Genomic DNA, 12,339 nt, shown 5'->3' on the forward strand with positions numbered 1-12,339 from the left:
GCGATGATGCGCCCGATGACGATGACACGGCGCCGACGAGCGCCTCCCCGGCGACCGGCGGCGCTGGCGGCGTCGACCACGGCCCCGCCGTCAGCCACGGCGCCAGCATGGGCAGCGCCGGCGCGGGACGCCGCTCCCTGTCCGGTCGAGCCAGGGTGATTGCACGGGTCAGATCAGCGACTCATCGAAGGAGACCGTTGTATGCGCAATAGCCAAGGAGCCGTGCCGCGAGAGCTGCTCGACTGGGTCTTCAACCGTCGGCAGCCCCTCGTCAAGCTCGGGGCGTTCGCCATCACCAGGCCCGTACTCGTGTCCTGCAGGGAGGACGACGAGAGGGGCGGCGACCTGAGCGGGAGCGGCACCGGCGGCGAGGGGAGCACGTGGAGCGGCCCTGATAGCTCGGGCAGCTGCACCGCCGGCCCCATCGCCACCAGCTCGAGCAGCGCCGTCGGCGGCGTGGGCGCGGGCGGCGCCGACGCGCTGGATCCGTCGATCTTCAAGGGCGCCGGCAGCTGCCGATTGACCGCCACGGACATCGGGGGTCCGTTCTTCATCGACGACAGCGAGATCCCGAACGACATCAGCCTGTTTCGCAGCGACATCCGGGACGACCACCCCGGCTGCGAGCTCCGGCTCCATGTCCGCCTGCTCGACGCCCGGAACAACAACGAGCCCATCCCCGACGCCGAGGTCTACATCTGGCACTGTGACGCGGATGGGCGAACCAGCGGCTTCGAGCATCCGAGCCCCTCCACGCCGCCCACGGGCGCGGCCGATCACACCCCGGAGAGCCAGGATCGGTTCTGCCGCGGCGTGCAGCTCTCGGACCGCAACGGGATCGTGGGCTTCAAGTCGATCTATCCCGGGTCGGACGCGGGGCGGCCGGTCCACGTCCACATGGTCGCTCGCATCAACGGAGCCACGACCAGGCTGATCACGACGCAGCTCTATTTCGACGCGGACCTCAGCGCGGAGGTCTTCCAGAAGGAGCCAGCCTACGCGGCTCGCTCGGCGAACCTCGCGGCATCCAGCCTCAATCCGCCGCCAGGCGGCGTGGTCATGCCGGCCACGTACACCTCGGGGCTGATCACCAGCATTCTCAACATCATCGTCGAGGCCTGAGCGCACGGGTGTCCCGCCCGGGGGCCGTGCGTCACGCCCCCGGCTCGACCCGGGCCACCCCTCGGCGAGCCGGGACCGCGCCTGCCCGCTGCTCGCCGAGCGTCACGAAATTTCGAGGAAACAGGGCACCTCTGCCGTTCGCCGCGCCGGCGCGGGGCGGACAATCGCCCTCGGGGGCGCCAGACTGCGGCAGGGAGGTTCCATGAGCGACACGGATCGGCTGGATCCCGGGAGCATGGCGCGCGCGTTCCGGGAAGCGCGGCGCCGCGGGATGGATGTGGAGCCGGCGGTCCTGTTCCACGACCTGGGGCGCATGCGGGCGCGCATCGGACGGATCGGCGCGGCGTTTCCGCCGGGCGCCCTCCACACCGTCGCGATCAAGGCGAACCCCCTCGTGGAGGTCCTGCGGGCGGCGGTCGACTGCGGCGCTGGGCTCGAGGCGGCCTCGCTCGAGGAGGTGAAGCTCGCGCTGGCCGCCGGCTGCCCTCCCGACCGCATCGTCTACGACTCTCCCGCGAAGTCCCGCGCCGACATCGCGGAGGCCCTCCGCCTGGGCGTGCGGCTCAACGCCGACAACCTCGACGAGCTCGGGCGCATCGACGAGCTCGTCGGTCACGGGGGGGCGGCCAGCCGGATCGGGCTGCGCATCAATCCGCAGGTCGGGGCCTCCAGCATCGCCCTGACCAGCGTCGCGGATCGGCGCTCCAAGTTCGGGGTCCCCCTCGAACAGGCGGACGCGGTGCGCGCCGCCTTCGCGCGGTACCCGTGGCTCGCCGGGCTGCACGTGCACGTCGGCTCGCAGGGGTGCGCGCTCTCGCAGCTCATCGACGGGATCGGCCGCGTCGAGGCGCTGCGCCAGGAGCTCCGGCGCGCGATGGGCCCGCTCGCCGCCGGAACCATGGATATCGGCGGCGGTCTGCCGGTCGCCTACAGGAGCACGGACCGCCCCCCGGCGCTCGAGGACTACGCGGCCGCGCTGCGGCGCGAGGTGCCGACGCTCTTCGAGGAGGAGACCGCGCTGATCACCGAGTTCGGGCGCTGGATCCAGGCGGGCTGCGGCTTCGCGGTCTCGCGGGTGGAGTACGTGAAGAAGGACTCGGCCGGGCGCACCGCGATCCTTCACCTCGGCGCCGACTTCCTGCTGCGCCGCGCGTATCACCCGGACGACTGGCACCATGACTTCATGGCGCTCGATCCCGAGGCCGAACCCAAGGGGGGGCCGCTCTCGCCGTGCACCCTCGGCGGCCCGCTCTGCTTCGGCGGCGACGTGCTGGCCCGCGAGCTCGCGTTTCCGGAGCTGTCGCCCGGTGATCTCGTGCTCATCCGCGACACGGGGGCTTACACGCTGAGCATGTGGTCCCGCCACTGCAGCCGCGGCATCCCTGCTGTGCTCGGCGTCGACGCGGACGACCTCCGGGTCCTGCGCGAGCGCGAGCTGCCAGAGGACGTCGTAGCGTTCTGGAGCCGCGGCCGCGGCCGGCCATGAGCCCGCCGCGCGGCGTTCACATGGCCGTTTCCAGGGGAATCCAGCATGTGGCACCATGGAGCGGCGAGCGCAGCGGCGTGGAGGAGCAGAGATGAGATCGAGCGGAGCTTCGTGGGTCCTCGGGCGATGCGCACGAGCGTGGCGGGTCACGCTCCTCGGAGCCGCGCTGTGCGTGCCACCCGTCGCCAGCGCGGGCTGCGGCGATGACGAGGCGACGAACACCGCCTCGGTGTCCAGCGGCAGCGGCGGCGCGACGGGTACCAGCTCGGGCGGCGGCGCTGCCGGCTCGGGTGGCTCCGGCGGCGATGCCGGCTCAGGTGGTTCCGGCGGCGATGCCGGCTCAGGTGGTTCCGGCGGTACCGGCGGCTCGGACGGCACCGGCGGCTCCGGCGGCTCCGGCGGTACCGGCGGCTCGGACGGCACCGGCGGCTCCGGCGGCGCTGGCGGCTCCGGCGGCTCCGGCGGCGACACCGTGAGCGTGCAGATCATCGCCCTCAACGACTTCCACGGCAACCTGGAGCCCCCCACGGGCAGCAGCGGCAGGATCACCGTATCTGCCACACCCACCAGCACCACCGTGGACGCCGGCGGCGTCACTTACCTGGCGTCCCGCGTCGCCGCGCTCCGCGCCACGAACCCGAACACCGTGGTGGTCTCGGCCGGCGATCTCATCGGCGCGAGCCCGCTCGTGTCGGCGCTGTTCCACGATGAGCCCACGATCGAGGCCATGAACCTGCTCGGCCTCGACATCAACGGCGTCGGCAACCACGAGTTCGACAAGGGCACCTCCGAGCTCCTCCGGATGCAGCACGGCGGGTGCAGCCCGGTCGACGGCTGCAGCGACGGCACCCCCTTCGTTGGCGCGACATTCAAGTTCCTCGCCGCCAACGTCGTCGTGGATCCGTCGACCGGGAAGACGCTCTTTCCGCGCTACGACGTCCGCGAGTTCGACGGCGTGAAGGTCGCCTTCATCGGCATGACGCTCGAGGACACGCCGACCATCGTGACGCCCATCGGCGTCGCGGGGCTGACGTTCATGGACGAGGTCGATACAGTGAACGACATCGTCCCGGAGCTCCAGGCGCAGGGCATCGAGGCGATCGTCGTGTTGCTCCACGAGGGAGGGCTCCCCACCGGCCTCTACAACGAGTGCCCGGGCCTCTCTGGCCCCATCGTCGACATCGCCACGAACATCGACCCTGCCGTGGACGTGATCGTCTCAGGGCACACCCATCAGGCGTACAACTGCATCCTCGGCGACAAGATCGTGACGAGCGCGGCGTCGTTCGGCCGCCTGGTGACGGACATCGATCTGGAGATCAGCAAGAGCACGGGCGACGTGACGGCGAAGACGGCGAACAACGTCATCGTGACGCGCGAAGCGCCCGACGCGGGCGTGAGCACCCTGGTGACACGCTACAAGGACCTCGCGGCGCCGCTGGCCAACGTGCAGGTCGGCACCATCACCGCGACGCTCGACCGCGCGGTCCCTGCCATGGGCGCCGGGCTGTTCACGATGGGCGCGGTGATCGCCGACGCCCAGCTCGCCGCCACGCGCGACGCGAGGACCGGCGGTGCCGAGATCGCGTTCATGAACCCGGGCGGCATCCGCGCGGACCTCACCTACGCGGCCTCGTCCACCGAGGTCATCGACGGGGTGGTCACGTTCGGTGAGGTGTTCACGGCGCAGCCCTTCGGCAACAGCCTTGTCGTGATGACCCTCACGGGGGCGCAGATCGACACGCTGCTGGAGCAGCAGTTCCGGCTGGACGCGGGGGGCGTGCAGCAGAGCCTGATCCTGCAGGTCTCGGACGGCTTCACGTACACGTACAGCCAGAGCGCGCCCATCGGCGCGAAGGTCGACATCGCCTCGATCCGGATCAACGGCGTCCCGATCGAGGCGGCGCGGACCTACCGGGTGACGGTGAACAGCTTCCTGGCGACGGGCGGCGACGGCTTCACCGTGCTCAACGACGGCACCGATCGGCTCGGCGGCGCGCTGGATCTGGACGCGCTGCGGGACTACTTCGCGGCGAGCTCACCCGTCTCCCCGCCCGCGCTCGACCGGATCACGGTCGTGCCCTGATCGGGCCTCCTGGAGATGCGCAAGCTCGCCCTTCAGCTGCGCGGCCTTCGTGCATAGAGGAAGCGTGCATAGCCGTCGCCGGCGTTGCCAGGCCACGTCACGTTCTCGCGGGTGAGAGCGCCGTCGCCGAAGGCGTGGACCGGCGAGGAGCGCCCGCCGGTCGGTCGACGCAGCTGTGGGAAGGGAGCGAGCCCGCCCTGCCTAGCCCGGATTCACCGCGATCTGCATCTGGGCGATCACGATGTCCCCGTCCATCACGGCCTTGGCACGAAGGCCGCTGTTGCCCGCCTCGTCGGCCTTGATGGCGCCCTGGTAGTAGGTCGCCAGGTTGCCGGTGGTGCGCGCCTTGTACGGCTCGTACTTGGTATGAACGGAGTCGGTGAAGGCGGGATCGAAGTAGAACTGCGTCGTGAAGATGTGGTCTCCACCCTGGTACGTGGTGCGCCCCTTCGACATCGACCCCTTCTTGAAGCAGACGAAGTGGATGTGAACGTCGCGGCCGTTGTACCAGCCGGGGAAGATGCTCCGGAACGAGACGACGCCGTTCGCGTCCGTGGTTTGCACGCCGCGACAGAAGCGGTCCGTGTTGTTGAGATCGTTCTGACCCGGCCTGCCCGCATAGGGCGAGTCGGGCTTCTGTTCGCTGGCAGCACCCCTCGTCCCGAAGCCGCTGTAGAACCCCTGCCCGTCCGTGTGCCAGATGTAAACGTCCACATCGGGCAGGCCGACGCCCTTGCCATCGCAGCCGGGCGCGCTCAGGTCGACAACGCGCAGGTGGAGGTGCATCTCCACGCCCTCCGGCGCGCTCTCGTTGTAGCGACCACGAATGTCCTGTCGGATCAGGGAGATGTCGTCGTTCTTCTCGAGCTCGTGAATGAAGAAGGGGCCCTGACCGGCGCCGTCCGTCTTGTTGATCGCCCTGCACATCGGCACATCGTCGAACGGCGGCGCAATGATGCTGTCGCCGCCGCCGGCGCCACCACCACCTCCCGTGCCCGGCTCGGAGCCTCCCTCGCCTGAGCCACCCGAGCCCGCCGTGGAGCTGGTGCTGCCCGGTCCCGCGCCGCCCGAGCCCGCCGTGGTGGTGGCAGGGTCGGCCCCCCCGCCTCCCGAGCCCGAGCCCGAGCCCGAGCCCGAGCCCGGACCCGTGGTCCCGTTGCCCCCGGAGCTCGCAGCTCCTCCGCCGGCGCCGCTGGGGTCACCCGACTCGCCGCCATCTCCGCACGACACGGTGACGGCAATCACTCCCAGCCCCAGGAGCGCCTGCCGCCGGTCAACGACCTTGAACAACGGGCCCTGGGTCTCGGTATCTCGTTCCTTGCTCATAAAGCAGCTCTCCTCAGGTGGTCGATGACCTGTCCGTCCGGCGGACAAGGCGCCGAAAAGGCGGCAACATCTTCCCAAGAACGGCGACAGTAAAGCATGGCGGCGCGGGGCGTGGAAGATGGGACCCGAGCTGATCCCACATTCCTACCCTCATGTAGTTATCCTTTGCTGTTTCACGCGCATCGGCGCGTCAGGCATCGAGGGTGACAGGGGCCTGCACGCCACCCCGGATCCACGTGCGAAGAACCTCGATCAACGCCGGGAATCCCATGGCTCAGGCCGGCATCGGTCGCTTGTTGCACGTCGCCTGGTGGAAGGCCCCGCAGGCAGCGGCTGTGGAGCAAGACGAGGCATCCTTCGATGCATGAGTGCGTTGTGGATACAGCGCACTTTTCCAGGAGGGAGGCGAGTCGCGCAAGCGACCTTTCACCGCACGATCGCGGGCCGCGGGGGCCACACCATCCGCTGCTCGGCCGCGAGCGCGGGCGAACGATGGATGGCGGGCGGCGCCGCGAACGACGCCTCCGGCGTGCCGCCGCCGGCCGCGGTCTTCTTCGGCCACCAGTCCATGCTGAGGTGGATGTGGTGGTGGTGATACGGCCACCCCGCGCCGTACGCCATCCGGTCCGAGAAGCTCGCGAGCTCGTCGTCGGTGATCTTCCGCCGATCCCGCGCCGGGAGGGCGTTCAGCTTGGCCGCGGTCCTCGACAGGAACGGCGCGATGACCTTGTCCACGCCGATGACGCGCGTGCGGGGCGAGCGGAACAGCCTGGCCATGAAGAACGCCTCCCGCTCGAGGTCGACGATGTGCTTCCGCTTCGCCGCCGAAGAGCAGTACCCGTCCTCGTGCTTCGACCCGTCTCCGCAGATGATCTCCCCATCGTTCGATCCGTCCGTCTGGAAATAGGCGATGTCGATGTTGCCCCCCTGGTCGTGCGTCGACTCGGGGTGACGCGGGCTGTCGACGTCGTAGCCGGGCGTGACGCCGTTGATCTGGCAGACGTCGATCAGCGAGAGCGGCGTCGTGCCCGGGAACGCGTGCAGCGTCTCCGCGAGGGCGTCCCGGACGAGCATGATGAGCTCGCGCCGAGCAAAGCGGTAATTGCTGAACGTCTCCCAGATGTAACCGCCGCCGACCGCCGAGTCGTCGAGGTCGGGGAACGGGAACGGCAAGAGCCCGCCGCCGCGCTCGCCGAAGCCGGCGCACTCGTCGAACGAGAAGCCGGCGTCCACGCAGCTCGGGCCGTCGACATACGGAGTCGACGTCACGTCCAGGCCATAGACGTTCTGCGCGCCGTCGTGGCCGACGACCCGGACGAAGTACTCGGCGCCACCCCGCTCGGAGTAGAACCCGTAGAACTCGGTGTCCGTCTCCTGATCGCGGTACGCGTACGGGTACTGCGCGCCGTCGCGCGCGCCGAGCAGGCGGCCCACGCCGTCATAGACCACCAGATCGATGTCCCCGGCGGCCTGACGGAACCGGATGCCCACGCGGACGAGGGTCCGCTCCGGCACCACGATCTTGAACCAGTCCTCGTCCCCCTCGCAGAGGGTGAGGTCCCCCGTGACGCCCATGGGCGCGATCACCGCTGCTCCCAGGTCGTCGTTGGGCTCGAGGACGTCGCCCTCGGCGCCGCAGGCGGAGGGGCCCTTGCGGCACGCGCCGCCGTCGCAGGAGCTGCCCTCCGGACACCAGCCGGACGGGACGTCGGGTGAGCACGCGACATCGTCCGATACGCAGAGCTCCCCGAGGCAGGTCGTGCCCTCCGGGCAGGTCGACGCGCCGTCGCAGCCGGCGTAGCAGGCCGACCTGCCGTCGCCGTCGACGGTGTGACACACGTAGCCAGGCCGGCAGTCGAGATCGCTGCCGCAGGTGTTCATGCACACCGGCGAGCCGCCCTCCGCCGCGGGGAAGCAGCCCGCGCCTGGCCCGCACTCGTCATCGCTCTCGCAGTCGAAGGCGAGGCAGTACCCCTCCACCCAGCCGTTCGGCGCCGAGGGATCCTCGTCACGATAGCAGGTCGCGCCGCGCAGCGAGCACGCCTCGTCGGCGCCGCAGGCCGCGCCGATCTCCCCGGCGCCGACCGTGTCCTCCGCGCACGCCGCGCCGCAGGCCGCGTTGCACCCGCCGCCGCGCCGGGGAGAGCACAGGCCATGACGGCTCTGCACGCCATCGCAGGTCTCTGGATCATAGAGGGGATAACACACCCCCGAGTCGGCCAGGATGTCCGTGTTGAAGCAGCGCGCGCCGGGCGCGCAGCCCTGCTCGCTGTTCGGCGCCGTACACAGCCCCTCCGCGCGCTGCATGCAGATGCCGAGCATGCAGACGGCCGCCTCGCCGTCGCAGTCCGCATCGCAGCTGCAGCTCGCGCCGGCGGGGAGGCGCTTCTGGCTCGCCCCGCCGCTCTGCATCTCGCTGTCGACCGTCGACTCCGATTCCGATGGGCCCACATCACACGCTTCCAGAGAACCCATGAGCGCCGGCACCACCACGAAGAGCCATCGCCAATGTAGATCCATGCCACCCTGCCTAGTGAGGAGTGCGAGAGCGCACCTGTCGAGCGTTCTAGTCACAGGCGAGGGGTAAGTGGTTATTGAAAAGAGCGCGTGAGTCACGCGGGATACCCCGCGCAAAGATATTCCCATCTTCGCAGCGGCGTTGTCCTCCCCGCGCGTGGGGGCGCCCACGCGACGAGCGGCTGGCGCGCGTCCGCCGCGGTGGACTCTCGGTCATCCGACGTTCCGGCCGCGCCGCGCGGACAGGGCCCGCGCGGGTCGGCGATCGTCACCGGGTCGGCCCGGGGCGCCTACTCGTACTTCTGGCTGACGCGGAACGAGCCGAGCGAGCGTACGCCCGTCGCGTGCTGCTCGAGCAGCGCGAGGGCCTCCTTGAACGCGGGCTCCTCCGTGCTGCCCTCGCACTCGACGAGGAAGAGGTACTCTTCAGGGCTGTCCGGCAGCGCGCGAGAGACGATGCGCGTGAGGTTGATGTGGTGTCTCCCGAGCGCGGAGAGCGCCGCGACCAGGGCGCCCGGGCGGTGGTCCAGCCCGAACAGGAGCAGCGTCCGCCCCCCCGAGGCCGGCGGCTCCGCGGCCTTCCCGACGATGAAGAAGCGCGTGATGTTCTCGCCCTTCGCGCCGAGCTTCGGCACGAGGATCTCCAGCTTGTAGATGGCCGCCGCGCCCCTGTTGCCGATCGCGCAGGCCTCGCCGTCCTGCGCGGCGCGCTCGACCGCCTCGGCGGTGCTCTCGGCCTCGAGGATCTGCGCGTCAGGGTAGGTCTCGCGCAGCCAGTCGCCGCAGTGCTTGAGCGGGACGAAGTGCGAATAGATGCGCTTCGGCGCCACGCCCGCCCTGCCGAGGAGCGACAGCGTGACGTGCAGCGAGAGCTCCTCGCACACGACGAGCGCCGCGCCCGTGCCCTCGCGGCGGATCAGCTGATCGACGGTGTCGTAGATCGGTCCGCCCACCGCGTTCTCGATCGGCACGACGCCGTAGGTCGCCGCGCCGCCGGCCACGGCGTCGAACACCTCCGAGATGGTGCGCCGGGGCGTGAGGTCCGCGCTCGCGCCGAAGCGCCGGGACGCGACCTCGTGGCTGAACGTCCCGGGCCGCCCGAAGTAGGCGACCCGCTGGCGCGCCGCCGGGGCCCCTGCCGCGTCGCTCGCCGCGGGCGCCGCGTCGTCGCCGCGCGCCGTCCCTGGCTTCCCCGCGTCAGCCGACATGAGCGATGGGCGCCTCGCCAGCGCCCGCGCAGACGGTCGCGACACGCCCCCCACAGGGCGCGCCGCTCCGCCGTGGGGCCGGCATCCTTCGATGGAAGCTGTGCATCGAACGCCGCCTGTCTACCGGCGCGATGCGGCGGAGTCCAGCGAGGAAAGCGGGGGCGTCTCGCCTGCCTGCCTACCCGCGCAAGGAGGCGCCCGCCCCCCGCGGCGCACCAGGCCGCGGCCGCCGAGTCCGCCCGCCCGCCCGCCCGGCGATCGCGCTTCATCAGCCGGGAGGGAGCACCATCGTTGCCGACGTCGCCGGGAGGTCCCCTGACCCAGGTTCGGGCGAGGAACGATCGTTACATCGCGAGAACCATCGTCGTTCGGCGCTTTCCCGAGCGATTCGGCCTGCATGCGCGCAGTTGGCCAGGCGGAGGCCGGCGCAGGAGATGACCACATGTACATACATATGACCACTTTTTCGATCAAATTTCGCCTGTGATCGCCACGACCAGTTTTTGCAAGTTCCGTTTCTTGTGATAACGATCGTTACGCGATGTCGGGAACGGGGCGTGGAGGCCATGGTTCAGGGCCGCCGAACGACAGAGAAGGGGCCTACTGGCGGATCTTCAACAAGAAAACGATCGTGCTCGTGCGGCGATGGCTTCGCCTCCTGGGGGTTCCGCGCCGGGATCGCTGGGACATCGCCCAGAACGTGATGCTCGCGGCGCACGAGAGCTTCGGGAACTACGATCCGGACCTCGGGCCGTCCGACCGCTGGCTGAACAAGATCGCTGTCCACGCCGCGTCCCACTACGGGCTGCGCGAGCGGCGCCGGAAGGAGGATCCGTTGCCTGACGACTTCGACGCAGAGCTCGACGAGCCCTCGGCCGAGGAGCAGCTCATCTCGGCGTGCGATCGCCTGTTCGCGCGCGCGGTCCTGCGCGAGCTCGACGCCGAGCTCGGCGCGATCCTCATGGCCCACGACATCGAGGGCGTCCCCATGGCGGCCTTCGCGAGCCGGGCGGGAATCCCCCTCTCGACGGCGTACAAGCGGCGGAGCCGGGCGCTCGCCGCGTTTCAGCAGCTGGCCACGCGGCGCCTCGCGTCGATGCCGGGCGAAGAGGCGCGGGGCGGCGGCTCGCCGGAGCCCGGCGCCGGGCCACCTCGCGTCGCGGGCTGGCCCGCGCGGACGTGACGGCTCAGGGGCTCATCGTCCGCGCCGGCTCGATGACGAGGGGGCCGAGCCGCGCGACCCGCGCTCCTCGGGCCGAGGCCGCGAGCGGAGCCGCGCGCGCTCCGGATCCTCGTTGATGAGCGCGAGGATGGCCTGCTTCTTGGGCGAGTCGTCGGGCTCGATCAACAGGAAGAGGAGCGCCTCCTGGAGCGCCTCGGGCGCGCGATCGAAGCGATCGGCGACGACCGCGGAGACCGGGCTCCTCCCGTCGCCGGGCAGGAGGAGCCGAGCATCGCAGTTGAGCCCCTGTGCGATGAGCGCCAGCGCGCCGAGCCCGAGATCGCGCTCGCCGCGCTCGACCTGCCGCAGGTAGGTCGCCGAGAGGCGCGCTTTCTCGGCGAACTCGGCGTAAGTGAGCCCGTGCAGCTGCCGGAGCACGCGAATGGCCCGACCGACCTCCTTGGGAAGCGCATCGCTCATGGCCGGCGCAGCCTATCAACTCCCGCCGCGACCGGAAAAGCATGATCGCACGCTTCTCCCTGCATTCGCGCGGGGCGCACGTCGATGTCCGTTACTTACTATAACTGATTCAGCTCCTCCAAGAGCGCCCGGGAGTGCGAGTTCTCGCGCTCCTCGATCGCTTATGCCTGTGAGGAGGGGCGCTTGGCCGCCGCTCGGGTCGACGCGGGGTCTGCGCCGGTTGCGCCGGTTGCGTCGGTTGCGTCGGTTGCGCCGGTTGCAGCCGCGGGGCGCTTCTGCCATTCCTGGCGCGTTCGCTGGCAGGATGTGCGCTGTAGCGAGCGCGTGTCTCGGCCCCTTCGGGGGACGGCAAGGGGTTCGATGATCCGTCTGGAGCTTTCAGGAGAGCACACCCGGCTGCACTCGACGCTGTGCGCCCAGTGCCCGCAGGGCCCCGCGGGGTGCTGCGTCAGCCCGCCCGAGCTCGACTGGACGGACATCGGGCGCATCGTCTCCCTCGACGGCCGTGGCTGGCTGCTCGAGCAGATCGCCGCAGGCAACCTGCTCCCCGTGAGCCGCGGACTCGAGCTCCGGCGCGTGCGGAAGCGGGAGGAGCGCACGGCCCCGCGGCAATCGAAGTGCGTCTATCACGGCGCGCGCGGCTGCTCCGTCCCCGCCGAGCGGCGGGCTGCGACATGCAATTACTTCCTCTGCGAGGACGCCTTCGCCGAGCGCGCGGACGGCCAGGCGGATCCTGCGTCCGCCGAGGGCCGCCGGGCGCACGCGCTCCTCCGGGACGTCTACGGCCGCTGGGACCGTGAGCTCGCCGAGGCGGTCGCGTCCCGCCCGGAAGGGCCGACGTGGGACGCGGCGTTCCTCGACTGGCTGGGCGCGGAGTTCGAGCGGCTCTCGCGCGCGTCGCGCGACGCGCTCGGCGAGCTCACCGCGCGTGGATCCGGGTAGAGAGCGCCGC

The 12,339-nt window shown here is 70.6% G+C and carries 9 protein-coding genes; 5 read left to right on the forward strand and 4 right to left on the reverse strand.

Translation table 11 applies throughout. The features are described 5' to 3' along the window. The first annotated feature begins 201 nt into the window (after positions 1 to 201). The 3 genes from WMF22_RS37970 to WMF22_RS37980 all read left to right on the forward strand — a co-directional run bounded on the left by WMF22_RS37970 (position 202) and on the right by WMF22_RS37980 (position 4,694). Positions 202 to 1,122, forward strand: a complete 921-nt coding sequence (locus tag WMF22_RS37970) for a protocatechuate 3,4-dioxygenase (protein ID WP_438032923.1) — start codon at positions 202 to 204, stop codon at positions 1,120 to 1,122. A 202-nt stretch (positions 1,123 to 1,324) separates the two neighbouring features. Further along, positions 1,325 to 2,608: a diaminopimelate decarboxylase gene (locus WMF22_RS37975; protein WP_438032924.1), complete on the forward strand. Its 1,284-nt coding sequence runs from the start codon at positions 1,325 to 1,327 to the stop codon at positions 2,606 to 2,608. Positions 2,609 to 2,699: 91 nt separating this feature from the next. Continuing rightward, entirely contained in the window at positions 2,700 to 4,694 is a 1,995-nt protein-coding gene (locus WMF22_RS37980) for a bifunctional metallophosphatase/5'-nucleotidase (RefSeq protein WP_438032925.1), read from the forward strand. A 201-nt stretch (positions 4,695 to 4,895) separates the two neighbouring features. Here the strand turns inward: WMF22_RS37980 and WMF22_RS37985 are convergent, their stop codons facing one another. From WMF22_RS37985 to WMF22_RS37995, 3 genes are all read right to left on the reverse strand, one after another. After that, entirely contained in the window at positions 4,896 to 6,020 is a 1,125-nt protein-coding gene (locus tag WMF22_RS37985) for a hypothetical protein (protein ID WP_437294837.1), read from the reverse strand. 426 nt (positions 6,021 to 6,446) lie between these two features. After that, the gene (locus WMF22_RS37990; protein WP_438032926.1) at positions 6,447 to 8,540 is read right to left on the reverse strand and encodes a PPC domain-containing protein; all 2,094 of its coding nucleotides are present in this window, start codon (positions 8,538 to 8,540) and stop codon (positions 6,447 to 6,449) included. 287 nt (positions 8,541 to 8,827) lie between these two features. Beyond that, positions 8,828 to 9,745: a prephenate dehydratase gene (locus WMF22_RS37995; protein WP_437294839.1), complete on the reverse strand. Its 918-nt coding sequence runs from the start codon at positions 9,743 to 9,745 to the stop codon at positions 8,828 to 8,830. Between the two features lie 541 nt (positions 9,746 to 10,286). Here WMF22_RS37995 and WMF22_RS38000 point away from each other — a divergent pair. Then, complete coding sequence (locus WMF22_RS38000; RefSeq protein ID WP_438032927.1) at positions 10,287 to 10,928, forward strand: RNA polymerase sigma factor; 642 nt, start codon at positions 10,287 to 10,289, stop codon at positions 10,926 to 10,928. Positions 10,929 to 10,940: 12 nt separating this feature from the next. On the opposite strand, the gene WMF22_RS38005 is transcribed toward WMF22_RS38000, so the two are convergent. After that, a complete protein-coding gene (locus tag WMF22_RS38005; RefSeq protein ID WP_012239654.1) occupies positions 10,941 to 11,387 on the reverse strand; it encodes a helix-turn-helix domain-containing protein in 447 nt (148 codons plus the stop codon). 360 nt (positions 11,388 to 11,747) lie between these two features. Between WMF22_RS38005 and WMF22_RS38010 the strand changes: the two genes are divergently transcribed. Then, positions 11,748 to 12,329: a hypothetical protein gene (locus WMF22_RS38010; protein WP_437294841.1), complete on the forward strand. Its 582-nt coding sequence runs from the start codon at positions 11,748 to 11,750 to the stop codon at positions 12,327 to 12,329. Positions 12,330 to 12,339 lie beyond the last annotated feature (10 nt).

It is taken from the genome of Sorangium sp. So ce204 (assembly GCF_051526795.1).
Lineage (GTDB): Bacteria > Myxococcota_A > Polyangia > Polyangiales > Polyangiaceae > Sorangium > Sorangium cellulosum_B.

What these genes read in the sequence shown, in the direction of transcription:
- WMF22_RS37970 (WP_438032923.1), top strand. Translation starts at nt 202, where the DNA reads ATGCGCAATAGCCAAGGAGCCGTGCCGCGAGAGCTGCTCGACTGGGTC.
- WMF22_RS37975 (WP_438032924.1), top strand. Translation starts at nt 1,325, where the DNA reads ATGAGCGACACGGATCGGCTGGATCCCGGGAGCATGGCGCGCGCGTTC.
- WMF22_RS37980 (WP_438032925.1), top strand. Translation starts at nt 2,700, where the DNA reads ATGAGATCGAGCGGAGCTTCGTGGGTCCTCGGGCGATGCGCACGAGCG.
- WMF22_RS37985 (WP_437294837.1), bottom strand. Translation starts at nt 6,020, where the DNA reads ATGAGCAAGGAACGAGATACCGAGACCCAGGGCCCGTTGTTCAAGGTC.
- WMF22_RS37990 (WP_438032926.1), bottom strand. Translation starts at nt 8,540, where the DNA reads ATGGATCTACATTGGCGATGGCTCTTCGTGGTGGTGCCGGCGCTCATG.
- WMF22_RS37995 (WP_437294839.1), bottom strand. Translation starts at nt 9,745, where the DNA reads ATGTCGGCTGACGCGGGGAAGCCAGGGACGGCGCGCGGCGACGACGCG.
- WMF22_RS38000 (WP_438032927.1), top strand. Translation starts at nt 10,287, where the DNA reads ATGTCGGGAACGGGGCGTGGAGGCCATGGTTCAGGGCCGCCGAACGAC.
- WMF22_RS38005 (WP_012239654.1), bottom strand. Translation starts at nt 11,387, where the DNA reads ATGAGCGATGCGCTTCCCAAGGAGGTCGGTCGGGCCATTCGCGTGCTC.
- WMF22_RS38010 (WP_437294841.1), top strand. Translation starts at nt 11,748, where the DNA reads ATGATCCGTCTGGAGCTTTCAGGAGAGCACACCCGGCTGCACTCGACG.